This is a genomic window from Synechococcus sp. UW179A (assembly GCF_900473965.1).
In the GTDB taxonomy this organism is placed as follows: Bacteria; Cyanobacteriota; Cyanobacteriia; order PCC-6307; family Cyanobiaceae; genus Synechococcus_C.
In genome coordinates this window covers 162605-185358 of sequence record NZ_UCNJ01000025.1, presented here as the reverse complement: position 1 = coordinate 185358, position 22754 = coordinate 162605, and the positions used below count along the sequence as shown (strand labels likewise).

The following is a 22754-nucleotide window of genomic DNA, read 5'->3' as shown; positions in this document are numbered from 1 at the left end:
ATTCATTTTGCAGGTTCGAATTGAGGAGAAGTCCACGAACCATCAAAGTATGCTTTAGTTGGTGAGTAGATGCGAATCGCAGCATTCCATCCCGGATAAATATCAAGATAATTGTCCTGATTTTTATCACCACCAAGATGAATCACATACTCGCCTTGCTCATTCTGCTTAGCAAAAGCACTGTTGATATTATATTTTTCACCAACAGAAAACCCATCCTTATCATAAATAGTCACTGACCAGAACGCCCGCGGATCAATCGGAACGTTTTTCAGAGTCAGCGTCTGAGGTTCTGTCGAATCAACCACCTTTGGGAATGGATAAACAGCGCCTTCCTTGGGGAGGCCACCCCAGCCGATGGCAACCCCGAAGTTACGCATTTCAGGACTGATCTGCCCTTTCTTACCAAAAGCCATTTCCGATGTGATCCCCTCTGGTTGCCGTCGCGCGTTGTAGTCAGCTCGCAAGGCCAGAATTTGCTTCATGTCGTACTTATGACCCACAACAAAAGACCCCTTCTCGCTCTGCTCAAGCTTGATCTGGTCCTGCACAGCTGCTGCCCGCTTGAGATCTTCGGGATCTTGCATGTTCACCTGAGTCCGGACGAAGGCGAACACATAACGACTACCCATAGAGTCCTTAGTGAGGGTGTAGCTCCCCGGCTGATCACTGATCAGCGGAATCCAGTGTTCATCATCTACGACCTCGAGAATCTGATAGCGATCGGTGTCGGGCAACACCACAGTGGCCGGACTGTTGAGATCCAGCACAGCGAAGGAATAGAGCGTGTCGAAATTGGGCCGCAGAATCGAACGTTCTTTTGGATCCTGGGCCGTCTTTTGGTGGAAGAACACACCAACGCCATCACTACAGGTGCCTTTGGCGATCTTGCGCACATAATCGGCAAGGATCACTTCGGTTTCCGCAAAGGCATAGTTGGCCTTCGTGACCGGAGTCACCACCGTGGCGGTCTGTTCAATAGCAGCTTCAGGGCAGCTCTGGCCGCTCGACGCCAACCTGACGGTACCCGCTTGGCCGCTGAGCCCTGCCAAGGCAGCGCATCCCATAGCTGAAGCAAAAAGAAGCGAGGCTCCGCGGCGTAAAGACTTGCTCACAGACAGTCGTTGTAGGAACTAAGGACCTACTAGCAATGCTGTTGGTCGCCGGCAACGCAAGGCCTGACGACATGAGTCATCAGCATCAGCATTGCTAGCGCCCTGATGATTCAAAATAAAAATCTGAATTACAATGAATACGCCTTTAATCCAGGGAAAATTCTTTTACCAGGCTCAGAAGATCACGCATATCTCCCTCTGACAATCGGCAGACATTTTCAACCCATTTTTCCATCATTTCTTGAATTTCTTCGCCCTGAAAATCATCACTAAACGTGGAGTGAGCTTGTCTCAACATCACACCAATATCTTTATGAGGCAACCACCAGTGAACACTGGAAATCCGATCGACTCGACTCGATGTCATTCGAGATCAATCGCAAAAGCTTATTATAAGAATTCAGAACATTGACTTAAAGTTGAATGCATCGATGGCGAGTAGTGATTGATGCGGACGCTTGGGGCACAATTGACCACTACGGCCATGCTCAACATGGCAAGCATCAAGCCATCAACTTAACGCTGATCAAATGATTACTGATCAAGCGTTATGGGCAGCAGATTCGGTTGTTCCGAGAAGCTCAGCCAAGCGTGTGGTGTCTCTTGCAAAACTGATCGCACCGGCCATTGTCATTGAGATTGGCTGAAAAGCATGGAACCAACGATCAATCGCTTCATGCTCTTCATCGCGACATTCAGACAGGAATTGAATTAATCTCAGATCCATTACGCCACAAAATCTGGGAGAATAATGCAGGCAACTTTCAGTCAACCTTGATCAATTGTTGCTGTGCAGAAGACCAAAATGTATCTGGGAGAAGTGATTGAGTATTTGTTCCCCAAAACCATAAAAAGCAGCAGCAATACACTCCGCAGTCAATGTCAGCCATCGTTCTGGGAACAATGAGAGACCAGCACAACAGCAAGGGATCACACTGCACGGACTGATGTCAGTGAAATGGCCTCAGCGACCGGGGCCTGGGCCGCTTCTGTGGTGAAGACTGCCACCGAGCTCTGAACTGCAGAGGCTCGGCACTGGCGTGAGAATAAGACCATGATTGATGTGATCGGTACCGATGCCGGTGCCCCTGACTCGCTGCCAGAAGCACTCCAGGCCTTGGTACGACAAGCCGATCTGATCGCTGCTCCACAAAGGATGCAACCAGCACTGAAGCAGTGGCTGGAACGTTGCTCCTCAGCAAGGTGCATCAACAGCGACGATCCGATCAGCCTCTGCCAGAGCCTGAGAGCTCTCGGCTCAGACCAACGAGGTGTGGTGCTGGCCAGTGGCGATCCGCTCTGGTTCGGGATCGGCCGGATCCTGATCGAACGTGTGGGGCGAGAGAGTCTGCGCTTTCATCCAGGCCCCTCATCACTGCAACTGGCTTTTGCAAGGCTGGGCATGCCCTGGCAGAACGCGGAATGGATCAGCCTGCATGGGCGTGATTCAGCCCCATTGATTCAGCGGCTGCAGAAACGCCCATCAGCCCTGGCTGTGCTGACGGATCCCAAGCGCGGCGGGGTTGAAGAAGTGCGGCGCATCCTCAGCAGCAGCGGGCTGAAGGCCAGTTATGCACTGTGGCTCTTTGAAGCGCTGGGCCATGGTGATGAGCGAGTGCAGCGTCTGAGTGCAGCTGAGCCAATCCCCTCAGACCTCAATCCATTGCACCTGGTTGTGTTGGTGGCAGAGCCAACAGCCGACCCGATCCAAGAGTCATTACCCCTGTTCGGTCTGGACGACGGCCTTTTTCTGCAACACCAGGACCGTCCTGGCTTGATGACCAAGCGTGAAGTGAGAATCCAGCTGCTGGCTGATCTACAGCTGCCACAACAAGGAGTGCTCTGGGATCTGGGCGCTGGCACCGGCAGCGTGGGGTTGGAAGCACTGAGGCTCCGGCCGCAACTGCAATTGTTTGCCGTGGAGCAGCGCAGCGGCGGCGGCACGCTGATTCAGGCCAATGCCAAACGCCTGGGTGTGAAACCAGCAGACGTGATCGAAGCCAATGCCCTCACTGTTGTTGATCAGATACCGAAACCTGATCGCGTGCTTCTGGGCGGAGGTGGTCGCCAACGAGCTGAGCTGCTCCAGGCTGTGATCGATCGCATGAACCCAGGTGGGGTGGTGGTGATTCCAATGGCCAACGTTGAAGCACTGGCGGAACTGCGGCCAATCCTGGACAACGCCCGCTGGTTGATCCAGATCAGTCAGCAACAGGCCTATCGCGGACAACCTCTGGCCGATGGCACCCGAATGGCGCCCATGAACCCAGTGCTGATTCTCAGTGGCACCAAAAGCCAAAGCTGACAAGCAGAATCAAGACCATCCCGATCGAGATCAATGCCGGTGCAGAAGGAGAAGCAGGTGTCACCCCTGCGGATGAAAATCACACTGCTGATCGCTGGATTCGGTCCACTGCTGGCCGTTGGCCTGTTTTTGCAATCCAAAGGATTCTTTGGCTGATATCCACTGAATTGCTCTGCTAGTAAGGCTTTTCAGGAGAATTGAGTTTTAAGGAAGTGCTTTTCTGAATCCTTACAGGAAGGAAGCGAGTTAGACCTAGGCAGCTTCACGGATCAGAGGGCTCCAGGTGTGCCGTCTAAAGAACAGACGATGGCAAGACCTACAGAGAGTCACTAGGCACAAGAGATCACGACAACGCGATGAGACTTTGGCCTGATCTGTGTGGTCAACGCTGATCTAGTGACCCACATTCTTGCTCAGAGGATGGGCTAACGAACTGATGACAGCTATAGATGAGAGCAAAGCCCTTAAAAAGACCATTAACAATTTTTCCCTGAGATGAAACTTTTGAGAGTCTATTTTTTGCTGGTATTTGGATTGGCAGTTAGTACAGCATTTCAGCCAATCGCAGCAGACGAACGATTAGGAACAATGCCTGGCTCAGCTGCACCACGTGCTTGGCGGACAAACACTCCCGAAGGATTTATAAAAGACGACTTTTGCTTCGAAGACGTATGTACTTACGACCGCATTGTATCAAGAAAAGGTGACATTGTAGTTACAGATAGAGTATCCGAAAAGGGAGAGCCCCGTTACGAATATTTGGAAATCACAAAAAGTCAATATCTTTGGAATTGTCGAGACGGCAGCATGGGATGGAGAAACTATAAGCGCTTAAAAAGTGATCAAGGAAATTGGGGACCATGGCATTGGGGAGCATGGAGAACAGCTAGTACAAAATGGCCTGATAGCCCACATTTAAAACGTATTTGCCAAGGCAGATAAGATCACCCCGACGCCATCGCCCGACTGGGAATCAGCCTCGCGGAAGCCTATGACGCCATGGCTCAAGGGGAGCAGTCCTTTCTGTTGTGAGATGCAGGCATACCAAAGTAGATCAGCCATTTGGTTTGATCCCCCAAGACCCAGCCGAAATTTCTGAAGCCCTATGACTTACCTCCAAGGACGCTGAAAGCCCTAAGGCCCCTTTTATTGATCTTCAGGGAGCGCTGCTCAAGTGCTTAGTCCTGATCTGTCATTTTTCTTTCGCCATCTGTTGATTAGTCGTTCGCTACCAACGAGCAAGGGAAGGTGACGTGCAGACCCTCCTCAAGAGTCGTTGAAGCATGAGATACGAAGACGCCGTTGTTCTGTGGTTTCAGCTCAAAAGCTATGGCTGGACATCCTGTGACACCACCTGGTGATCAGGCTATGAACGCTTATGGAGCGTCAGGACATTGGGAACATGATCCGAAGGGTGTCAGAGATGAATGTTTTGATCCTGTTGCTTGCGGTTGGTGGAGCAGCCTTTCTTCTTCTTTTCAATGAGGTGGCCCAGCAGTCCAGGGACCACAACCGCTGTGTGTCCATCAGCAAGAAGGCACTGATGGCGAAAGGGTTGGCGGAGCCTCACTCCCATGCTGTCGCTGTAAGCGAGTGCAATGGCAATCCACATTTTCTCAGCAATTAATACCTCTAGTCACATGGCTGGACCTTGGCGATGGCTGGACCTTGGCTGAAGTGGCTTGGCAACCCCGAAAGTGAGTTCTTAGATGAATCTCTAAAACAATAAAATCCTGTCCCATACATGCATGATCAAGTTCTATCAACCGATGAGATTCTTTGGCTGACATCCGCTGATTTGCCATGACCAAGAAAAGGTTTATCAGCACACGGAGCCCTTAAACGAGGCGACCTAGTGAGCCCTGATGGATCGGCATCGGCTGGAAGCACCCACACTTCATAACCGAGCAGGACAAGGAAAGCTCTCAAAAGAAGCCACAGACCATAAGTTGATGAAGTTTCTTACCTGATGGACTCTGATTAACCTCTACCAGGATCTTTTTTAACGTTCAGAGAGCGCTTTGAGGCTTTACAAGAAGCCTTAAAGCACAACAGCAAGACGCATTGACGTCAACCCCTTGAATGACCAGCAGAACCTCGTGTAAGACAGATGTGAGCTGGAGCACAGAAGATGACAAAGAAAGAGGCAAACACCTATTTCATCAAGGAAGTCATCTCGATGGCTGACAAAGGTCACTGGACTGATTCTTTCCGAGTCAGATTGGCTTCCAGGATCCTGCTTGGGCATGCCTATAAACCTGAATGACCGACCATCACCGTCTCGGTTGCTTTTAAGTGGATGCCAAGCATTCAGCAACTGATCCAGACCCAGCGCCTCGGCCACTGCCTTCAGGAGCACGCTGATGTGCAGATCCATGTGAAGGTCATGTCAAGGAACTTACAGGAGTTCGACATAACCAGTTCTATTCCGAACAGAGCGACAAGTGATCGGGTCATCACTTCCGATACAAACTGTTCCATAAAAGCTTGATCAAGACAAAGACTCGTTCTTCTGGATCGAGCAACGCAGATCTGCTCATAGACACCGATGATCGATCCATCCCGAAAGACAACATCGATGCCTGAATCTTGAGCCGGCATTCCATTGACTATCCAGCTGTGCTTTCCCAAACAAAGAGCGTTCAATGCATCTACTCCAAGCCCAAACAATCACATAGGACGATGGAAACCAGGCATCAGAAGCATGTCTGAACCAATGCATGAAGGAGAGGCATTGATACAGGCTCAGACATCCCTTTCTGTAACGGCCAGGGGGAACAGCAACTGCACCGTTAGATATTCAGCAGTATTCATAGGGGTGGGAACAGCCCAATCAAAGCGGACGCAGGATATCTGACTCGACGACAAAGCCAAGGCCGATCATATGTACAAAGAATGTCATCCAAAAGCACTGATCACGCATGAGTTGGTCAAAATACGTGCGCGATATTCTGACTCAATCCTCATCAATTTTAGAGAATCAGGAATCCGTCTAGAGGATTGATATCAAGACAGCTCAGAACAGGGTGATCACTCACAAGCCAACTCACGACTCATACTGTCTTTGGCCTGCTGGCTTCATTCAAAGTTCCAAGCAATGCCCTTGGCAAAGTCAAATCTTCAGCCTGGGCACTCGCGCTTACTGTCTTTTTTGCTTTCAAGCAGCTAAAGCGATTCAAAAACCTTGACACCGAGCTTTGCTCCGACTGGTGGGCACTGCGGTCATCGCCGGATGGGTGCAAAACATTCAGAGCTCTGTATTGAAGGGTTACCAGTACCGCTGATGTCGCAATCACAACCATGAAATGCTTCTCCACCATCACAGCCACTACCACTGCCTCTCTACTGATCGCTGGCTGCTAGTCGAAACGAGACCTCTGCCTTGAATAGCTCGTTAACCCTTTCCCTAATGGTTATGAGAGCTTGGAGCACTTCGCTGGTTACTGGAAACGACTTGGCATCAATGCAGAGGCCCCAGACAACTACAACGGCGGTCTTAGCGGGATCGATGCGTTCTGCGAACCCCACAAGAACTAGAAACAGTACGCCTGTACTATTACTATCAGTGCTGACCGCTGAGGGCAAAAAGCGATGGATGGATGGCTGAAGGATCCAAAAGGATGCTGGTACGCCAGGTTTCACAGAGATCCAAAAGCCTGGGCACTGAATGCAGGAGTCGTTGTGGACAATGGGAGACCCATGCCTGGCGATGAGCCCGCTCTTCTGAAAACCCGGCGAAGCATGAGATATGAAGACGCCGTTGCTCTGTGGTTCCAGCTCAAGCAATACGGCTGGACTGACACTGAGGCAGCATGGTGAACCAGGGAACGGCGCTTGCAGCAGGCAAGAAACTGGAATCCTGACTGGAAGAACGCTTCAACGACCTTGACTCAAGACCTTGGTTGTCCTGGGTGGAGCTGTGGCCCTAGCTCAACTGGGCTCAATCAGCGGACAAGCCAGAATGCGCAATAACTGCATGCACAATCAGATCAAACAAGCCAAAGACCGGCACCCCAAAAAGCCATACAGAAGTGATGAATAAGCCAATTCACTTCTAAAATCGCAGTGAAAAACAAATTACCAAAGAGAGCACCTAAACCTTTGAGAACCCATTCCAATCAATAATATCAAGCAACATTTATCCCAGCGATTCTTCGGCCAATCAATCGCGACACCCATAATATTTGACAACTGCATCAGACTCTTTAATCAGCAAATCCTGACTTGATATCAATCAGCTCTCATCAAAAAGCCGAAGACGCTCACCTGATTTCATCACTTTCAGGCTTAACAATCGTCAGTTTTCGTTCAAGTTCAAAATCCTCAAACAGAGCTGCAGCATCATAAGCCTGGCCATTACCGATCAAATATCGAATCCTTTCTTGCCACCATTGCTCAACCTCACGGCAATAATGGTCATCCGCCTCATAGAAAAAGGATGACATGGGAGATATCATGACTTAGGCGCTTTGGCAGATAATTGCTCGGACCGCAAGCCGCACAAGCATGATTTATCACAATAGCCAATATCACATGAAGCGGGGCTGCCTTTAATTGTTATCAATCGAAGTGTCAATCGCCAAAACCCACTATCTCTAGCGCGCGTAACGATTAATCAACATGGTCATGTTCGAGCTGTAAAGCCTTGGCAGTTTGTTGTCATGAATCAGACCAACATCAATCGCTTTTTTATAAGCGGCAGCCTGTCTTCTGTAGCGATCTTCAAGAGCCTGAACTTTTTTAAGGCAGTACTTGGTCTTCTTGCCTCTGGAGGCAGATTCGAAATTGGTTTCAAGATCTGATGCAAGAGATGCTACTTCCTTGAGCCAGGCCTCTAGACCCGCATTACCACCAGACTCAATCACATCCTTGAGATGAAGCCACTCTTCATTGGGCTTTGATCTGATTTGAGCAACAAGTTTCTGCAGATAACAGGAGATCATTTTTTACAACTCCAAGCAGTTTAAACATAGCTCTGCTGAGCCAAAGCTGCATCATCCGCCAAAAGAGTACAACTGATAAATGCCGTTCTGCTGGAGCTGCCAGCTACCAGCAGGATCATCAACGGCTCTCAACATCAAGGAAACTCAAGCAGCCTTCAACTGAGCAGTGCGATAAGGAACAAAACTTGCTTTTGTAACACCGCAGATTGGACAACTCCAATCATCAGGGATGGCTTCAAATGGCGTACCTGGAGCAATGCCTGAATCAGGATCACCAGCGACAGGATCATAAATCATCGAGCATTTCTTACAGATCCATTGATTGGATACTGGTTGCTCCGACTCGCCAGGCTCTCCATCACCTTTCAGTGCAGAAAGAGCCACTCCGTAGCGTTCAGCGTGATGTTTTTCAATCGCAGTTAGGAGTCCAAAGTTCTTAGCAGCTGAATGGAACATATTTGCATGCTCTTTTGATTCTTCACCCTGCTCTTGGAATTCCTCACCTGCAGCATGATCTTCATCTTGAAAAGCTTCAGCTGCAAATGCTGGATACATCGTGGTGTATTCATACACTTCACCTTCAATCGCCAACTCGAGGCATCGGGCTAGCAACATCTGTTTGAAGTCCTCACTGAGGTCCTCAGGATTGTCAAACACCAGTTCTGGATGCAACAGACGAAAGTGTGCAAATGCATGTTCTGTTTCCTGTGCTGCAGTCTCTCGAAACAAACGCGCCAGTTCCTGATTACCGAGCTTTTTCGCAACATCGGCAAAGAACAGATACTTGCGGCTCGCCATGCTTTCACCACCGAAAGCCGCCTCGAGGTTCGTCTGAGTCGAGGATTGAATTTTTAGTGTGTTCATCACCGCCTCTTCAAAGGACTTTTTTGGTCTATTGCCCCGACATCCATCCCTAAAGGGAGGATAACCGTCATCCAAGGTTCGGTTAAAAGAACAGCTGTTTCCACGTCTTATCAAGCAGTCATGACTCAGGGATTCTGAGTTCATCAATTTCCGCGATTTTCAGCAGATAAAGTTATGAGAGCGACGTTAATTGGCGCTGACTGCTTCAATCGTCACTGCATCGCCCGAACGAATGTTCAAGCGCAGTGCTTCACCCGCGCCAATTTCGATCACGCCATCAACAAAATCCGCTCGACCATTGCCATCAGCATCAGCCCAATAGGAAGGACAAGGCAATGCCGCACAAATCGGCACGTTGGCTGCGATGTCGAGCACCCTGCCGTCACGGATAAACACCATGTCCAGGGGAGCGAGGGTATGACGCATCCAAAAACGCAGCGGCTGAGCCGATCGGGCCGGAAACCACATCCCTCGGAGGGGCGGCAGGGCAGGGCGCTGCATGAGTCCCTTCCGCTGCTCTTCAGGCTGATCAGCCACTTCCAGAGCAATACAACTCGCAGGGCGCTGCTCCAGGCACCAACGCGCTTCGATCGGCAAGATCTGAGGAGGCAGAGGTGGCTGATCCATCACATGTGGCGCAGGCTCGGGAAGCCGTCGTTGAGGCAATAGCCCCGACCACGGATCGTATGAATCAAACGAGGCTCCCCGCCTTCCTCGAGTTTCTGGCGCAGGTAACGGACATACACCTCGATCACGTTGCTGGAGGAACCCTGGTCATCCTTCCAGACATCCCGGAGGATGCGATCTCTGCTCACAACCCTGCCCCGCTCCTCCAGCAACAGCACCAAGAGCGCATATTCCCTGGCCGTGAGGACAAGAGACCGAGAACCGCGACGCACCTGCCTGGAACTGATGTCCACGCTGAGATCAGCGAGCTGCAGCAGCGGAGGTCTCAGTGCACTGCGGGATTGAATCGAAAGATGCAAGCGCAACCGCTGCAGCAAATCGCTCGGGGCACTGAAAGTGAACCAAAAATCATCCGCACCGAAGGCCAACACCGACTCCCGGGCGGCAATACTGTCGTCGCTCACTCCGATCAGAATCGGCAGTGCCTCAAAACGAGAGCGCAGCTCGAGAACCCTTGATCCCTGGTCGCTAGCCAGGATCGCAGCAACCGGGGCTGGGTCGGAACCGTTGACCAGATCGCTTTCAGCACCAACGGTCCAGTTAATCGGAGCGTATCCCGAAGCCCTCAGACGTTCCGCCAGTGCTGCCGCCTCGGGGCCAACCAGCAGAACAACGGCATCTTGAAAGCTGCCTGCCATGGAGCCATGCACAACGGTCATGAACGATCGGGCTTGGCCACATGGGGCAACCCCCAGCCCAGTTTGTTGCGTAGAACCTGAAAAAACTCATGGTCCCTGAGACGCACAAAGCGAACGGGATGATCACTGCGGCGAATCAAAACACGATCTTCCGGCCACACATAACAACCTGCACAGCCGTCCACCACCATCATCAGGCGTTCAGGTGTGGCGGGGAAAACGGTGACAGGCTCAGCATCACTGAACACCAACGCCCTTGAAGCCAGCGAATGGGGAGCGATCGGCGTGAGCTGCAGCACCGGGCAGTCCGGCGTGATCACCGGTCCCCCGGCACTGAGTGCATAGGCGGTAGACCCCGTCGGGGTCGACAAAATCACTCCATCGGCAGAGATATCCACAGGAGCATGGCGACCGATGGCGATCTCGAAATGACACATGCTCGTGAGCGGTTCCCTGTGTAACGCCATCTCATTGAGTGACAACGCTTCCCAACGGCGCTGATCACCGCGCATCACACTCACCACCAGATTGGCCCGCTCTTCGATGGTCCACTGCTGGGTGAGTACCTGATCCAGAGCATGATCCAGATCATCGAGATAAGCCTCTGCCAAGAAGCCGAGATGTCCTGTATTGATGGTGAGAATCGGTACTCCCACAGGAGCGGTCTGACGCGCTGCGGACAACACCGTGCCGTCGCCACCCAGCACGATTGCCAAGACCATCGAGTGATCAAAGCCCTCTGGGACGCAGGCGTTGTACCCCAGCATGCGTAGGTGCTGATCGGGATTCGCGAACCCAACCATCCCGCCTGAGCTGCTGGCACGGATCACCTCGTGACCAACCAGCTCAAGACGCGAATGAATTTTGCCCGCGATTTCTACCGCCAGCGGCTTGCCGTCATTGACGATCAGTCCGACACGGGGCACCGATCGCTACATGCAACGTTGCGATCACTTTATGAGAAGGATCCTGCCTTAACACGCGTGTGGAGACTTTTTGATCAGCGTCTGCTGGGTTTCAGCAGTGACACGATCAACCAGATCCCGAACACGGTCGCAACAATGAATAGCGCCTCACTCACGTTGCGCAGCAGCTGCTGTTGAGCAAGGGTGGCCATCAGTGTGGCGCTGAGCAGCAGAGCCGCCACCAGAATCGCCAAAGACACCCGTCGCGACAAACGATCCAGGGTTCTGCGCAGGGATTCGAGGCCCTCGATCTGCAGGGCGAATGACAGCTCATCACTGCTAAAACGACGCAACAACTGACTCAGTTGTCTGGGTGAGTCAATTGAGAGGTTGCGCAGGTCAAGGCCGAACTGCATCAAACGCTGCTGCGGCAACATCACCGATCTCGCCAGCAGTTTGGCCACAAGAGGCTGCATCTCACCGGTGAAGCTGAATGCGGGATTGAGCGAACAGCCCACGCCCTCCAAATTGGTGACCGACTTCACAAACAATCCCAGAGTGCCTGGCACACAGAGACCTGTGCGGTTGGCCAACTGCAGCAGCTCCGCCAAGAACAGCGCGAAATTCAGCTCTTGCAGCGGCTTGGAAAAACTGCGAGAAATCAACTGATCGAGCTGTCGCTGCAGCTGCTGGCGATCCACCCGCACGCCACGTGCAGGCGGCGCAATCTGCTCAAGAAGATCAGTGGCGCGCGCAGCATCCTGATTGATGAGCGCCAGCACCAGATCCAGCAGGTTGCTGCGGGTGCGTGGATCAAACTGACCCACCATGCCGGCATCAAGCAGGATCACCGTGCCATCAGCCTGAACTTTGAGATTGCCGGGGTGAGGGTCGGCATGAAAGAAACCCTCAACGAAGTACTGCTCGACAAAGGCACCCAGCATGGCGCTGGTGGTGGAGGCAATGCCTGGACCAGCCTCAAGGAACTGTCTCGCTGCTGCAGTCAGGATCGAGTCACCATCAATCCACTCGAGCACCAGCACCCGCTGACCGGAGAGGTTTTCCTCCACGTTTGGAAGCCTCAGCTTTCCATTGGGCACAAAGCTGGAAGCCGCCAGGCAGCGCTGTAGCCGAAGTGTGTTTTCAGCTTCAATCCGGAAATCCAGCTCGCGACCAAGAGCTTCGAGGACTTGGTCGGCAAGCCCCACGAAGTCGTATTGGCCACCGAGCGCGGTCGCCGACGCCATTGCGGCGATTTTACGCAACAGACGACCATCCTCCTGCACTTGGGATTCGATACCAGGCCGCAGCACTTTCACCGCCACCTTCGGCCCGTTTTGGAGATTGGCGCGATACACCTGGCCGACACTGCCTGCGGCAATGGGTTCTTCCTCAAAACTGCCGAAAACCGAGCTGACGTCGGAACCGAGCTCCTGGGCCATCTGTTCACGCACTTCTGGCCAGGCCGCCGGAGGAACATTGGCCTGAAGCCGGCTGAGAGCCTCGATGTAGTCATCCGACAGCAGGTCGGGACGCGTGCTCAGCAGCTGGCCCAACTTCACATAAACAGGCCCGAGCTCGGTGAGCAGATTGCACAGCACTGAGGGCAACGGCAGACGCGTCTCAGCGGCATGACCGCGGCGCAGCAACTGGGATAGAAATGACCATTCATGGCGACTGACGATCCGCACGATCTCCACCGCCCGCGTGGAACCGTCGAAAACAGAGAGCACGGACATGCCTGACGCCGAGCGAAAACAGTTCCCGCATGTTGAGCCCTGTGCGAAAGAGCGTCAGCGCTGAGCCGCCAATACGGAATAAACGGGATCAGCGACCGCAGAGCGACGCGCAAAGTCGAACATCAATCGTCTGCAGGGGTTACTGCAGCCTGATCAAAACTGCTCCAGAAAACGAAGATCACTGGTGTAGAGACGGCGAATGTCATCAATTCCGTGGCGCACCATGCAGAAACGCTCCACTCCCACACCAGCGGCAAAACCGCTGTAACGCTCGGGATCCAAACCCAGACCCTCCAACACGGCGGGATCAACCATGCCGCAGCCCATCACTTCCAACCAGCGGCCGCGCCACTGCACGTCCACTTCGGCAGACGGCTCCGTGAACGGGAAATAACTGGCGCGAAAGCGCACGGGCAGATCCCCGAAAAATGCCTTGAGGAAAGCCATCACCGTGCCGCGCAGATGGCTGAAATCGAGGTTCTCATCAATCGCGAGCACCTCCACCTGATGAAACACCGGCGAATGGGTGGCATCAACCGCATCCCGGCGATAAACACGACCAGGCGCCACAATCCTCACCGGCGGCGCATGGTTTTCGAGGTGACGAATCTGCACCGGCGAGGTGTGGGTGCGCAGCAGCAGATTGTCCTTGAGGTAAAAGGTGTCCTGCATATCCCGGGCGGGATGATCCGGCGGGATGTTCAGAGCAGTGAAGTTGTGGTGATCGGTTTCCACTTCAGGGCCTTCAACCACCTGGTATCCAAGGCCGCAGAACAGGTCAACGATCTCCTCGGTGGTCGTGACCAGGGGATGGCGATGACCCATGGGAATCCCCTGGGCAGGAGCGGTCACATCGAGGGTCTCAGACGCGATCCGGGCTTCCATCGCCGCCTGCTTCACCGCCTGCAGTCGGTCGCTCAGCAGAGTTTGAACCTGGGATTTGAGCACGTTGGCGCGCTGACCAACCAAGGGCCGTTCTTCACCAGGAAGCTTGCCCATGGCACCCAGCACTCCTGAGAGGCGACCCTTCTTGCCGAGCAATCCGATCCGAAGCTGCTCAAGGGCCTCAGCATCAGCCGCTGCAGAGATCGCTTCAGCAGCCTCAGCTTCAAGCGCCTCTAGCTGGTCGGTGAGCTGCTGCAGGGACACGGTGGCGCTCAAGGCTTTGACATCACGACAGCTGACTGTAAGCAGTGATCACGACTAGGTTCGCCCCACCGGTACGCAACCCCATGGCCCCGCTGCGGATTCTGATCAGCAATGACGACGGCATCTTCGCCGACGGAATCAAGGCCCTGGCCCTGGCCGCCGCGACCCGAGGCCATCAGGTGGCCGTGGTCTGTCCCGACAAAGAACGCTCGGCAACCGGCCATGGCATCACCCTTCAGCACCCGATCCGAGCTGAACGGGCCGACCAGCTGTTCGGCCAGGGCATTACAGCCTGGGCCTGCAGTGGGACCCCTGCCGATTGCGTGAAACTGGCCATCTGCGAACTGCTAGAGACCCCGCCGGACCTGGTGCTGTCGGGGATCAACCACGGCCCGAATCTCGGCACCGACATCTTCTGCTCAGGCACCGTGGCAGCGGCGTTGGAAGGCACCCTGGAAGGCCGTCCGGCCATGGCGGTGAGCAGTGCCTGCTTCAAATGGCGGGAATTCGAGGGGGCCGCTGTGCTCGCCATGGATACGGCCGAATCAGCGCTGCGGGAGGGATGGCCTAGCAATCTGCTGCTCAACTTGAACCTGCCCCCTTGCAAGCCTGAAACCATGGGCCCCATGCGCTGGACCAGGCTGTCGATTCGTCGATACAGGGAGCAGTTCAGTCCGCGAACAGATCCGCAGGGTCGTTCGTATTACTGGCTGGCGGGGAAACTGGTTGAAGACCTGAAGTCAGGGGGCGATGGTCCCCGCGACTGGCCCACGGATGTAGCCCAGATCGGAAGCAATTCACCCTCGCTCACACCGATTGAACCGGAACTGTTCTGGCGTGGATCACTCAGTGGCCTGCCACAGGTTGAAATTGATGGTCAACGGGTCCGGTAGATCCGCTGCAGCATCCAGAGGGAGAACAGCAAGCCGATCAGATGGGCGAACAGCACCTGGGTGTTGCTCAACACCGAGAGCATCTCCAGTGAAGTGATCGCCAGGTTTTCTGCTGCACCAGCACCACCGATGGCAATACCAGGTGTTTGCGACGACGCCTGAACAAACAGGGCTCCGGCCAATGATTGATACCCGATCGACGCGAACACCAACCCCAGCAGGTCAGCCAGGATTCCGCGTTTGAGCAGACGGCTGGCCTCGCCGCGACTGGGGCGGGCGCCACTATCGAGCGCACGGCCAAGACGCACGATCAACCACCCTTGCCAAAGGCTGAATAACAGGACTAAAAACGAAAGCGTGGTCAGCGACAGGCCCGGGCTCAAGCCAACGGCCCGATCTGCATTGCGGGACAGGCTGCCGCCGATGTTGTTGAACAACAGCACCCCCACCACCACCACACCGAGAGCGGTCTGAATCCAGAAACGAATCCAGGCAGTGCGCCGCAGGCCAAGGGCCAGCAGCTGGAAGTCGAGCCGATCGGCCATGCGGGCGAGGAGGTCTGTCGTCCAAACTTGCCATCAACCATTGCACCGTGCACGGCCCGTTGATTCCTCTCTGCTCCCCTGAGGAGGCCCGCATGCCCACCGCCCTGGCGTTGGGCAGCTTCGATGGGCTACATGCTGGCCACCGGCGGGTCATCGAAGCCGTGTGCCAGCACCCGGCAGGTGGAGTCCCCACGGTGGTGAGCTTCTGGCCACACCCGCGCGAGGTTTTGCATGGCGAACCAAGACTCCGCCTGGATCTGCCTGACGAAAAGCTGCATCTGCTCGAACCACTTGGCATCAGGCAGTTGGTGCTGGTTCCCTTCGACCGCCAACTAGCCCAGTTCAGTGCTGCCGAATTTGTTGATCAGATTCTGGTTGGCACGTTGCAGGCACGTCACATCGCCATTGGCGCCAACTTCCGTTTTGGGCGAGGACGCGAGGGGGGGGCTGACACGCTAACCAGCTTGGCGGAGGCCGCTGGTGTGATGGTGAGCGTGCTGCCGATTCTGGAAGACCCTGGTGGTCGCATGAGCAGCAGTCGGATCCGTGAGGCACTCTCAGAGGGCGACCTCACAACAGCCAGTGAACTCCTGCAACGGCCCTACCGCTTCCAAGGCGAGGTGGTTCAAGGCCGCGGCCTCGGCAGAAAGCTTGGATGGCCTACCGCCAACCTGCAAGTAGATGGCAGAAAATTCCTGCCGGGATTGGGGGTCTATGCCGCGCGAGCCTGGGTCGACGACGAGACGCTTGCACTCCCTGCCGTGATGAACCTCGGCCCTCAACCCACTGTGGATCCAGCATCGCCTTCAGCGGTGGAAGTGCATCTGCTCGACGCCAGCCGCGAACTGGTGGGCCGAATTCTGCGGGTGGAACCCGTGGAGCGCCTGCGCGGCCAACAACGCTTCTCAAGCCTGGAGGAACTCAGTGCCCAGATCAGTCGTGATGCCCAGCAGGCGAGAGCTCGGCTTCAAGACACCGCTGGATAGGCGTTGGTCAAGCCCCACACGATGAAAACGCCGATGCCACCGAGAAGACCAATGCCCCACACCAGAACGTGCATCGTGCTTTCTGATCCACCGTTCTCCATCGCCACACCAGACATGAGATCCTGCCCACAGTGCCATGGAATCGATGCCCGTCGCCCCCTGCACTGACACGCGTATCGCCAGGCTGATCGATGCCAACCTCGACCGAGCCCGGGAAGGCTTGCGGGTGATCGAGGACTGGTGTCGTTTCGGACTGGACCGACAAGACCTGGTGGTGCCGCTCAAGGACTGGCGACAACAGCTGGGACAACTGCACGCCGACTGCTACAGACAGGCACGTTCCACGGCCACCGATACGGCTGCAGGGCTGAGTCATCCCGCTCAGCAGAACCGTACCGACAGCACCCAAATCTTGAAAGCCAATGCCAGCAGGGTCCAAGAAGCCTTACGGGTGATTGAAGAATTCGCGCGCACTGGTGATACCGAACTGGCCCAGACAGCTGCGCTCGTTCGTTATGCGCTCTACGACCATGAAGTGCGCATCTTGGAGGCCTGCGGGCAAACCCAACGGCAGCAGCGCTTGGAACGCGCACGGCTTTGCCTGATTACCGATCCAGGCGGGAAAGAGGCAAGTGCTGAGATGTTGAATCGGGTGGAATTAGCCCTGCAAGCAGGCGTCTCGCTTGTGCAGTACCGGCGCAAGCACGGAGCTGATGCTCTGCGATTGCAAGAAGCACGTCAGCTTGCCGGGCTGTGCCAGGCCCACCAGGCACTACTGGTCATCAACGACCGCATTGATCTGGCATTGCTCGTGAATGCCGATGGGGTGCATCTTGGCCAGGGGGACGTGCCCTATTCAGAGGCACGTCAGTTGATGGGTCCCGAAAAACTGATTGGTCGCAGCACCCACCGACTCGAACAACTGCTCGTGGCCCAGGAGGAGGGTGCCGACTATCTGGGGGTCGGTGCTGTCTATGCCACCGCCACCAAGGCTGATCGGAAGCCGGCAGGATTGGATTGGGTGCGGCAAGCCCAGGATTCAGCCAGAGTTCCCTGGTTTGCCATAGGTGGCATCAACAGCAGCAACGTTGCCGAGGTGCTGGCTGCAGGCGCGTCCCGTGTTGCTGTGGTGAGCGCAATCATGGGGGCCAATAATCCAGCTGCCGCCAGTCTGCAGCTGTTGGAATTGCTCAGCTGATCTTCAACATTGATGGTCTGGTTTCATTCATCTCGGTTCAGCCCATGCAGCTCACGGTGAACGGCGAACAGCGCCAGCTCAAAGCAGGTCTCAACCGGCTTGATCATGTGGTTGAAGCGCTCGGCCATCACCCCAAGTTGGTGGTGGTGGAATTCAACGGACTGATCCTCACCCCTGATCGCTGGGCAGAGCAGCAGGTCAACGACGGTGACAGCCTCGAGATCGTCACCATCGTTGGCGGGGGTTCCTAGGATCGACTCAGTCTTCAACGCCACTTTGGCCCAATTGCCGAAACGTTCCACCCTGGTTCAGCTGCGACGCTGGCTTTCCGGCCTCATGGTGCCGGTGCTGATGATTGGGCTGCTGATCTTTCATCCGCTGCCGAGTGACGCAGCACGCGGCGGGCGGATTGGGGGCGGCAGTTTCCGGGCACCCTCCATGCCCCGCACCGGCGGATACCGCGGTGGCGGTATGGGAGGTGGTTACAACCGTGGCTACGGCGGTGGCATTGGATTCCCCTTCATCATTCCGTTCTTCGGATTCGGTGGTGGCGGTCTCTTGGGCTTCATGGTCCTGATGGCGTTTGTTGGAGTCCTTGTGAATGCCTTCCGTGGCGCTGGAGCAGGATCTGGTCGTCCAGCGATGGGCGGCTACGAGCGTCCTCGTGAGATTGCAATGGGCCCAGTGTCTCTGCTGCAGCTCCAGATCGGTCTGCTTGCCAGCGCCAAAGACCTACAGAGCGATCTGCGTCAACTCGCCAGTAGCGCTGACACCAGCAGCTCCAGCGGTTTGCAACGGGTGCTGCAGGACACCACACTTGCACTTCTGCGTCAGCCCGATCTGTGGGTCTACGCCAACGTTGAGTCTGGCAGTGTGCCATTCAACGCAGCGGAATCAACCTTCAACCGACTGTCGATGACCGAGCGCAGCAAGCTGCGCGAAGAACTCACCACCAATGTGGGTGGTGTTCAATCCGCCGGCAGCGACCTCGCATCGCGCGGCGATGCGGACGCCACCAGTGAATTCATCGTTGTCACTGTGCTGGTGGCCAGCCGCAGCGCGGTGAAACTGAAGCAGGCAGATAACGGCGAACAGCTTCGGGAGTCATTGCGCATTCTTGGTTCCACAGCATCCAGCGATCTGATGGCCCTTGAGGTGATCTGGCAGCCGGATGGCGTCGGCGATGTTCTCAGCGCTGATGAGCTAGTCACGGCGTATCCGAATCTCCAGCACCTTTGATCGATCGAAGCCGCTAAGCGACTCAACCGACAACAATCCGGAACCTGAATTGTCCCCACTTGCTGAGAGGGCGACCTGCATCCAAGTTTCGCGTGTCGCTCAGCAACGATGCGCGCACGATCACCTCATTGGGTCAACTCAACCGTGTTGGTTGAAGCGCTGCATCGCTACGAGCAAAACCTTTTGCCGCGATCGATGCGGCTGTGGGTGGAAACGATGCTGGACATCGACCCCAGTGAACCGGCGCAACCGCTGTTACCCAGCCCGCCGCATCCTTCTCAGTCCTGAGAATCCACTCCCTTGAGGATGCGCAAAGCCGCCATCGCAGCGCCATAGCCGTTGTCGATGTTCACAACGCTCAGACCTGGAGCACAGCTGGCGAGCATGCCATCGAGAGCAGCCCTGCCTCCCGCACTAACCCCATAGCCCACAGACACCGGCACACCGATGACCGGCTGAGGGGCAAGACCTGCTAGCACCGTTGGCAGAGCTCCCTCCATCCCCGCACAGGCAATCAGCACCGACATCGGTGTGAGATCAGGCAGCACATCCAGCAGACGGTGCAAACCAGCAACCCCCACATCCAGGAAAGACTCGCTGGCAACCCCATGAACGCTCAGAGCCAGAGCGGCTTCCTCAGCCACGCGACGATCACTGGTCCCACCACTGAGAACTGCCACCTGAGCGGCATGCCTCGTGGCTGGGATCTCACCGAGGGTGAGACAGGCCGCCTGGCCATGAACCTCAACAGCAGGACAGCGTTCCTGAACGGCAGCCGCTTTTGCTGCATCAACCCTTGTCACCAGAGCGAGCTCCCCGGCTGTCTGCATGGACAACAAGATCGCCACAATTTGATCCACGCTCTTGTGTTCACCCCAAACGGCTTCGACCATCCCAAGCCGGCGACGACGCTCCAGGTCAAGACGTGACTCCTGCGCGGTCACGGCGGCAACAATTCGCCTTCAAACACCAGTGGAAATGGATTGCCCTCTTTCTGTCCAGTGGACTGGCGAGCAATCTGCTCGAAACGCTCCTGGACTGCCTCCACCTCGAGCTGGGGGATCGCCTTCCAGGCTTTACGGCTGCTCCATCCAACCAGGATGGTGCCTTCTTCGGTTTCAGGATCCCAGAGCAGATCACGGCCGACGAATCCTTCTTGCCTGGCAAGCCAGGGCTGCCAACTGCCATGTTCCGCGTCTATCCAGGCCTTGCGTTTCTGACTGGGAACCTGAATGCGCAGATGCTCGACCACTGCGACGTCGTGGCCGCCGTCCGGGTCTGAAAAACAGGCCAGACTGACATCGGGATGGCCGGAAATCAGGATCAGGACAACCACAACAGGGGAGATCAGGGTAAGGAGATCTCTCCGCAAGTGCTTCAGGGTCATGGCCTGGTGAGCAGAGCGACTGCATGGCATGACATTCCCTCCTCCCGTCCTTCGGGTCCAAGCCGCTCGTTCGTAGTCGCCTTCACACCCACCTGATCGGGGTCCAGCCCCATGCGTAGCGCGATCGCCCCACGCATGGCCTCGATATGTGGCTTGAGCTTGGGACGTTCAGCAATCACCACAGAATCCACATTGACAACCTGCCAACCGCGTTCTTTCACGAGCGCCACGACCTGCTCCAGCAGAACCAAGCTATCCGCCCCCTTCCAACGGGGATCCGTGGGGGGGAAATACTTGCCGATATCACCGAGCGAAAGCGCTCCAAGCAGTGCGTCCATCACCGCATGGACCAGCACATCGGCATCGCTATGGCCATCGAGACCTAGGCCTTCGGGATGCTCCAGAAGCTGACCACCCAGGATCAAAGGGCGCCCCTCCACCAACCGGTGCGTGTCGTAACCATTGCCGATGCGGAGGTTCATGCTTACTGGCGGTCAGTTCGTGCCGACGTTGTCATTCTCGGCGTTAGAGCGCCGGTTCCAGCGATCCAGCAGGTCAGGGCGTCGATCAGCGGTGCGCTGTTCACGTTGCTGCTGACGCCATTTGGCAATGGCTCCATGGTCCCCACTGCGCAGCACGTCTGGCACCCTCATCCCCCGAAAATCGGCAGGACGCGTGTAATGCGGGTGTTCCAGCAAGAGGTCGCTATGGCTTTCCTCAAGCAGCGAGGCCGGCGTTCCCACCGTGCCGGGTAACAACCGCACCACGCCGTTGATGATCGTCATGGCCGGCAGCTCCCCGCCGGTAAGCACGAAATCTCCAAGCGACACTTCCTCATCGGCCAGTGAGCGAATGCGTTCATCGAAGCCTTCGTAGTGACCGCAGAGCAGCACCAGCTGGTCATAGTTGTCAGCCCAGCGCTGCAGATCGGGCTGGGTCAAAGGCTGGCCCTGAGGCGTCATCAGTAGCACCCGGCGCCGAGGGCTGAACGGAATCGACTCGAAGGCAGCGAACACCGGCTCAGGCTTGAGCACCATGCCCGCACCACCGCCATAGGGCTCATCGTCAACCTTGCGGTAGCGATCGGTGGCGTAATCGCGGGGGTTATGAAGATGCAGCTCTGCCCCTCCAGCAGCAAAGGCTCTGCCGATCACCCCAAGTTGCTCGAGCGGCGCAAATGCCTGAGGCGCCAGGCTGATCACATCCAGGCGATAGGCCGACATGGCTCAGGGCTGAGGAGATGACACGCGCCGGATCTCGGAGCAGAAGCGCGCCTGAAGAGGGGTCCCATCTGTCGCGATAGCCGTCGTGCTGCGCAGGCGCAGATTGGGCTTAATGAACCAGATGCGTTCCAACACGGTCGCAGCCGAGACACCATCTTTGAGTTCCAGCTCAAGGCTGGCATCTGCTCGCAGCTGCCAGCGGCCACTGCGCTCTTCCCCCCCAGCCAACACCACAAGACCCCCATCGCTAGCAAAGCGAAGTTCGCTTGCGGCTCCATCCGCAGACTGCACCGACAAGACCGAATCAACAGACTGATCACTCAGGGTCACAGTTACCTCGCCACGGTCGCTGGTATGCCAGTCATCTTCTTCGGAGCCACTGAGGTCAAAGCGGCTGCGCAGACTCATCCAGCAGCCAACACACAGTGTGAGGAACGCCTTCAGATCAGCTGGAGGAAAAGCGGTCTCATCCATCAGACCATCTTCGCAGGGCAACGATCTGAACCAGAGGATCGCTCATGCTCCTCCCATGCGTTTTGGCCAGGCTGTTGCAGCAGAGTCAGATACGGCTGACGTCAAAACCAGCTGCCGATCGTCGCTCGGCATTGCTTCCTGCTGTAGCAGAGCTACCAAGAAACAGTCAGGGCAACCAGCTGAATCATTCTTTTAGAGCCATCGTGAAAGGCATGAGCATTGCCCTCGCCATCAAACTCACGATCTAATCGTCGAGCTGGCGTGTTGGATCAGTGCAACAAGATGCCGAGAGAACAGCTGATTGAGATTGGCTCAGAGAGCATTGGACGAACAAATGGTCTATTAACTCCAACTTTGCATCGACAACAGAACCAGGACAGAAAACGACCACTAAGTATCAAATTTTGCGGCGTCACCGATGACAGACGCAGTGAACAAAGACCTTCACAGATCAAGAAAAATTG

The 22754-nt window shown here is 55.5% G+C and carries 29 protein-coding genes; 11 read left to right on the top strand and 18 right to left on the bottom strand.

All coding sequences use genetic code 11. The annotated features are described in order from the left end of the window. Positions 1-2: 2 nt before the first annotated feature. Positions 3-1067, bottom strand: a complete 1065-nt coding sequence (locus DXY31_RS12700; RefSeq protein WP_114994099.1) for a DUF1254 domain-containing protein — start codon at positions 1065-1067, stop codon at positions 3-5. Positions 1068-1260: 193 nt separating this feature from the next. After that, a complete protein-coding gene (locus DXY31_RS12695) occupies positions 1261-1482 on the bottom strand; it encodes a hypothetical protein (RefSeq protein ID WP_114994098.1) in 222 nt (73 codons plus the stop codon). Positions 1483-2169: 687 nt separating this feature from the next. On the opposite strand from DXY31_RS12695, the gene cbiE reads away from it, so the two are divergent. From cbiE to DXY31_RS17435, 3 genes are all read left to right on the top strand, one after another. Next, positions 2170-3420, top strand: coding sequence for a precorrin-6y C5,15-methyltransferase (decarboxylating) subunit CbiE (gene cbiE, locus DXY31_RS12685; RefSeq protein WP_114994096.1), 1251 nt, complete (start codon positions 2170-2172; stop codon positions 3418-3420). Positions 3421-3453: 33 nt separating this feature from the next. Beyond that, positions 3454-3576, top strand: a complete 123-nt coding sequence (locus tag DXY31_RS17735) for a hypothetical protein (RefSeq protein WP_255355636.1) — start codon at positions 3454-3456, stop codon at positions 3574-3576. Between the two features lie 339 nt (positions 3577-3915). Continuing rightward, complete coding sequence (locus DXY31_RS17435; protein WP_137024987.1) at positions 3916-4362, top strand: hypothetical protein; 447 nt, start codon at positions 3916-3918, stop codon at positions 4360-4362. A gap of 475 nt (positions 4363-4837) precedes the next feature. Here DXY31_RS17435 and DXY31_RS16510 read toward each other — a convergent pair whose 3' ends face one another. Beyond that, the gene (locus DXY31_RS16510) at positions 4838-5032 is read right to left on the bottom strand and encodes a hypothetical protein (RefSeq protein ID WP_137024986.1); all 195 of its coding nucleotides are present in this window, start codon (positions 5030-5032) and stop codon (positions 4838-4840) included. 1979 nt (positions 5033-7011) lie between these two features. On the opposite strand from DXY31_RS16510, the gene DXY31_RS12660 reads away from it, so the two are divergent. Next, positions 7012-7239 (top strand): DUF1651 domain-containing protein, encoded by a 228-nt coding sequence (locus tag DXY31_RS12660; RefSeq protein WP_114994092.1) that lies wholly within the window; start codon positions 7012-7014, stop codon positions 7237-7239. 443 nt (positions 7240-7682) lie between these two features. Here DXY31_RS12660 and DXY31_RS12655 read toward each other — a convergent pair whose 3' ends face one another. The 8 genes from DXY31_RS12655 to pheS form a co-directional block, all read right to left on the bottom strand. Then, positions 7683-7865, bottom strand: a complete 183-nt coding sequence (locus DXY31_RS12655; RefSeq protein WP_114994091.1) for a hypothetical protein — start codon at positions 7863-7865, stop codon at positions 7683-7685. 150 nt (positions 7866-8015) lie between these two features. Beyond that, positions 8016-8363, bottom strand: coding sequence for a hypothetical protein (locus DXY31_RS12650; protein ID WP_114994090.1), 348 nt, complete (start codon positions 8361-8363; stop codon positions 8016-8018). 144 nt (positions 8364-8507) lie between these two features. Further along, the gene (locus tag DXY31_RS12645; protein WP_114994089.1) at positions 8508-9227 is read right to left on the bottom strand and encodes a rubrerythrin family protein; all 720 of its coding nucleotides are present in this window, start codon (positions 9225-9227) and stop codon (positions 8508-8510) included. Positions 9228-9413: 186 nt separating this feature from the next. Next, positions 9414-9854: a DUF192 domain-containing protein gene (locus tag DXY31_RS12640; protein WP_114994088.1), complete on the bottom strand. Its 441-nt coding sequence runs from the start codon at positions 9852-9854 to the stop codon at positions 9414-9416. Beyond that, entirely contained in the window at positions 9854-10573 is a 720-nt protein-coding gene (locus DXY31_RS12635; protein ID WP_114994087.1) for a winged helix-turn-helix domain-containing protein, read from the bottom strand. Before DXY31_RS12635 ends, DXY31_RS12640 begins: the two co-directional genes overlap by 1 nt. Continuing rightward, positions 10570-11478, bottom strand: a complete 909-nt coding sequence (locus DXY31_RS12630; protein ID WP_114994086.1) for an NAD(+) kinase — start codon at positions 11476-11478, stop codon at positions 10570-10572. Before DXY31_RS12630 ends, DXY31_RS12635 begins: the two co-directional genes overlap by 4 nt. Positions 11479-11552: 74 nt before the next feature. Then, positions 11553-13196: an AarF/ABC1/UbiB kinase family protein gene (locus DXY31_RS12625; RefSeq protein ID WP_114994085.1), complete on the bottom strand. Its 1644-nt coding sequence runs from the start codon at positions 13194-13196 to the stop codon at positions 11553-11555. Between the two features lie 153 nt (positions 13197-13349). Beyond that, positions 13350-14357: a phenylalanine--tRNA ligase subunit alpha gene (pheS, locus tag DXY31_RS12620; RefSeq protein ID WP_114994084.1), complete on the bottom strand. Its 1008-nt coding sequence runs from the start codon at positions 14355-14357 to the stop codon at positions 13350-13352. Positions 14358-14428: 71 nt separating this feature from the next. Here pheS and surE point away from each other — a divergent pair, with 71 nt between their 5' ends. After that, on the top strand, positions 14429-15238 hold the full coding sequence (gene surE, locus DXY31_RS12615) for a 5'/3'-nucleotidase SurE (protein WP_114994083.1): 810 nt from the start codon (positions 14429-14431) through the stop codon (positions 15236-15238). Here the strand turns inward: surE and DXY31_RS12610 are convergent. Beyond that, on the bottom strand, positions 15223-15783 hold the full coding sequence (locus DXY31_RS12610) for a DUF3611 family protein (protein ID WP_114994082.1): 561 nt from the start codon (positions 15781-15783) through the stop codon (positions 15223-15225). The two genes, surE and DXY31_RS12610, sit on opposite strands and share 16 nt — an antisense overlap. A 59-nt stretch (positions 15784-15842) precedes the next feature. Here DXY31_RS12610 and DXY31_RS12605 point away from each other — a divergent pair, with 59 nt between their 5' ends. Further along, positions 15843-16769, top strand: coding sequence for a bifunctional riboflavin kinase/FAD synthetase (locus DXY31_RS12605; RefSeq protein WP_114994226.1), 927 nt, complete (start codon positions 15843-15845; stop codon positions 16767-16769). Here the strand turns inward: DXY31_RS12605 and DXY31_RS17730 are convergent. Then, a complete protein-coding gene (locus tag DXY31_RS17730) occupies positions 16751-16885 on the bottom strand; it encodes a hypothetical protein (protein WP_255355638.1) in 135 nt (44 codons plus the stop codon). The two genes, DXY31_RS12605 and DXY31_RS17730, sit on opposite strands and share 19 nt — an antisense overlap. 20 nt (positions 16886-16905) lie before the next feature. Here DXY31_RS17730 and DXY31_RS12600 point away from each other — a divergent pair, with 20 nt between their 5' ends. The 4 genes from DXY31_RS12600 to DXY31_RS12585 all read left to right on the top strand — a co-directional run bounded on the left by DXY31_RS12600 (position 16906) and on the right by DXY31_RS12585 (position 19494). After that, positions 16906-17967 carry a thiamine phosphate synthase gene (locus DXY31_RS12600; RefSeq protein WP_114994081.1) on the top strand — a complete coding sequence of 354 codons (1062 nt, stop codon included), beginning with the start codon at positions 16906-16908 and terminating at the stop codon, positions 17965-17967. Positions 17968-18011: 44 nt separating this feature from the next. After that, a complete protein-coding gene (thiS, locus tag DXY31_RS12595; protein WP_114994080.1) occupies positions 18012-18218 on the top strand; it encodes a sulfur carrier protein ThiS in 207 nt (68 codons plus the stop codon). Positions 18219-18243: 25 nt separating this feature from the next. Further along, positions 18244-19206 (top strand): DUF1517 domain-containing protein, encoded by a 963-nt coding sequence (locus DXY31_RS12590; RefSeq protein ID WP_371639445.1) that lies wholly within the window; start codon positions 18244-18246, stop codon positions 19204-19206. 108 nt (positions 19207-19314) lie between these two features. Continuing rightward, complete coding sequence (locus tag DXY31_RS12585; protein WP_114994079.1) at positions 19315-19494, top strand: hypothetical protein; 180 nt, start codon at positions 19315-19317, stop codon at positions 19492-19494. Here DXY31_RS12585 and larB read toward each other — a convergent pair. From larB to DXY31_RS12560, 5 genes are read right to left on the bottom strand one after another with little or no spacing between them, the layout of a single operon-like run. Further along, a complete protein-coding gene (larB, locus tag DXY31_RS12580; RefSeq protein WP_114994078.1) occupies positions 19485-20150 on the bottom strand; it encodes a nickel pincer cofactor biosynthesis protein LarB in 666 nt (221 codons plus the stop codon). The two genes, DXY31_RS12585 and larB, sit on opposite strands and share 10 nt — an antisense overlap. Next, on the bottom strand, positions 20147-20593 hold the full coding sequence (locus DXY31_RS12575) for a TIGR03792 family protein (RefSeq protein ID WP_114994077.1): 447 nt from the start codon (positions 20591-20593) through the stop codon (positions 20147-20149). Before DXY31_RS12575 ends, larB begins: the two co-directional genes overlap by 4 nt. Then, positions 20590-21075, bottom strand: a complete 486-nt coding sequence (gene ispF / locus DXY31_RS12570) for a 2-C-methyl-D-erythritol 2,4-cyclodiphosphate synthase (RefSeq protein ID WP_066906902.1) — start codon at positions 21073-21075, stop codon at positions 20590-20592. Before ispF ends, DXY31_RS12575 begins: the two co-directional genes overlap by 4 nt. Before the next feature lie 12 nt (positions 21076-21087). Then, entirely contained in the window at positions 21088-21816 is a 729-nt protein-coding gene (gene trmD / locus DXY31_RS12565; protein WP_114994076.1) for a tRNA (guanosine(37)-N1)-methyltransferase TrmD, read from the bottom strand. 3 nt (positions 21817-21819) lie between these two features. Next, positions 21820-22290, bottom strand: a complete 471-nt coding sequence (locus DXY31_RS12560) for a phycobiliprotein lyase (protein ID WP_114994224.1) — start codon at positions 22288-22290, stop codon at positions 21820-21822. Between the two features lie 44 nt (positions 22291-22334). Between DXY31_RS12560 and DXY31_RS17430 the strand changes: the two genes are divergently transcribed. Then, positions 22335-22538 (top strand): hypothetical protein, encoded by a 204-nt coding sequence (locus DXY31_RS17430; protein WP_137024985.1) that lies wholly within the window; start codon positions 22335-22337, stop codon positions 22536-22538. The last annotated feature ends 216 nt before the right edge of the window (positions 22539-22754 follow it).

Coding starts and splice junctions, on each gene's coding strand:
- DXY31_RS12660 (WP_114994092.1), top strand. CDS start 7,012: ATGGATGGATGGCTGAAGGATCCAAAAGGATGCTGGTACGCCAGGTTT.
- DXY31_RS12695 (WP_114994098.1), bottom strand. CDS start 1,482: ATGACATCGAGTCGAGTCGATCGGATTTCCAGTGTTCACTGGTGGTTG.
- DXY31_RS12700 (WP_114994099.1), bottom strand. CDS start 1,067: ATGGGATGCGCTGCCTTGGCAGGGCTCAGCGGCCAAGCGGGTACCGTC.
- DXY31_RS12655 (WP_114994091.1), bottom strand. CDS start 7,865: ATGTCATCCTTTTTCTATGAGGCGGATGACCATTATTGCCGTGAGGTT.
- DXY31_RS12640 (WP_114994088.1), bottom strand. CDS start 9,854: ATGGATCAGCCACCTCTGCCTCCTCAGATCTTGCCGATCGAAGCGCGT.
- DXY31_RS12625 (WP_114994085.1), bottom strand. CDS start 13,196: ATGTCCGTGCTCTCTGTTTTCGACGGTTCCACGCGGGCGGTGGAGATC.
- surE (WP_114994083.1), top strand. CDS start 14,429: ATGGCCCCGCTGCGGATTCTGATCAGCAATGACGACGGCATCTTCGCC.
- DXY31_RS17435 (WP_137024987.1), top strand. CDS start 3,916: ATGAAACTTTTGAGAGTCTATTTTTTGCTGGTATTTGGATTGGCAGTT.
- ispF (WP_066906902.1), bottom strand. CDS start 21,075: ATGAACCTCCGCATCGGCAATGGTTACGACACGCACCGGTTGGTGGAG.
- DXY31_RS12585 (WP_114994079.1), top strand. CDS start 19,315: ATGCGCGCACGATCACCTCATTGGGTCAACTCAACCGTGTTGGTTGAA.
- DXY31_RS12575 (WP_114994077.1), bottom strand. CDS start 20,593: ATGACCCTGAAGCACTTGCGGAGAGATCTCCTTACCCTGATCTCCCCT.
- DXY31_RS16510 (WP_137024986.1), bottom strand. CDS start 5,032: ATGTGGATTGCCATTGCACTCGCTTACAGCGACAGCATGGGAGTGAGG.
- DXY31_RS17735 (WP_255355636.1), top strand. CDS start 3,454: ATGCCGGTGCAGAAGGAGAAGCAGGTGTCACCCCTGCGGATGAAAATC.
- trmD (WP_114994076.1), bottom strand. CDS start 21,816: ATGTCGGCCTATCGCCTGGATGTGATCAGCCTGGCGCCTCAGGCATTT.
- cbiE (WP_114994096.1), top strand. CDS start 2,170: ATGATTGATGTGATCGGTACCGATGCCGGTGCCCCTGACTCGCTGCCA.
- DXY31_RS17730 (WP_255355638.1), bottom strand. CDS start 16,885: ATGTCTGGTGTGGCGATGGAGAACGGTGGATCAGAAAGCACGATGCAC.
- DXY31_RS12560 (WP_114994224.1), bottom strand. CDS start 22,290: ATGGATGAGACCGCTTTTCCTCCAGCTGATCTGAAGGCGTTCCTCACA.
- DXY31_RS12645 (WP_114994089.1), bottom strand. CDS start 9,227: ATGAACACACTAAAAATTCAATCCTCGACTCAGACGAACCTCGAGGCG.
- thiS (WP_114994080.1), top strand. CDS start 18,012: ATGCAGCTCACGGTGAACGGCGAACAGCGCCAGCTCAAAGCAGGTCTC.
- DXY31_RS17430 (WP_137024985.1), top strand. CDS start 22,335: ATGCTCCTCCCATGCGTTTTGGCCAGGCTGTTGCAGCAGAGTCAGATA.
- DXY31_RS12600 (WP_114994081.1), top strand. CDS start 16,906: ATGGAATCGATGCCCGTCGCCCCCTGCACTGACACGCGTATCGCCAGG.
- DXY31_RS12610 (WP_114994082.1), bottom strand. CDS start 15,783: ATGGCCGATCGGCTCGACTTCCAGCTGCTGGCCCTTGGCCTGCGGCGC.
- DXY31_RS12650 (WP_114994090.1), bottom strand. CDS start 8,363: ATGATCTCCTGTTATCTGCAGAAACTTGTTGCTCAAATCAGATCAAAG.
- DXY31_RS12635 (WP_114994087.1), bottom strand. CDS start 10,573: ATGACCGTTGTGCATGGCTCCATGGCAGGCAGCTTTCAAGATGCCGTT.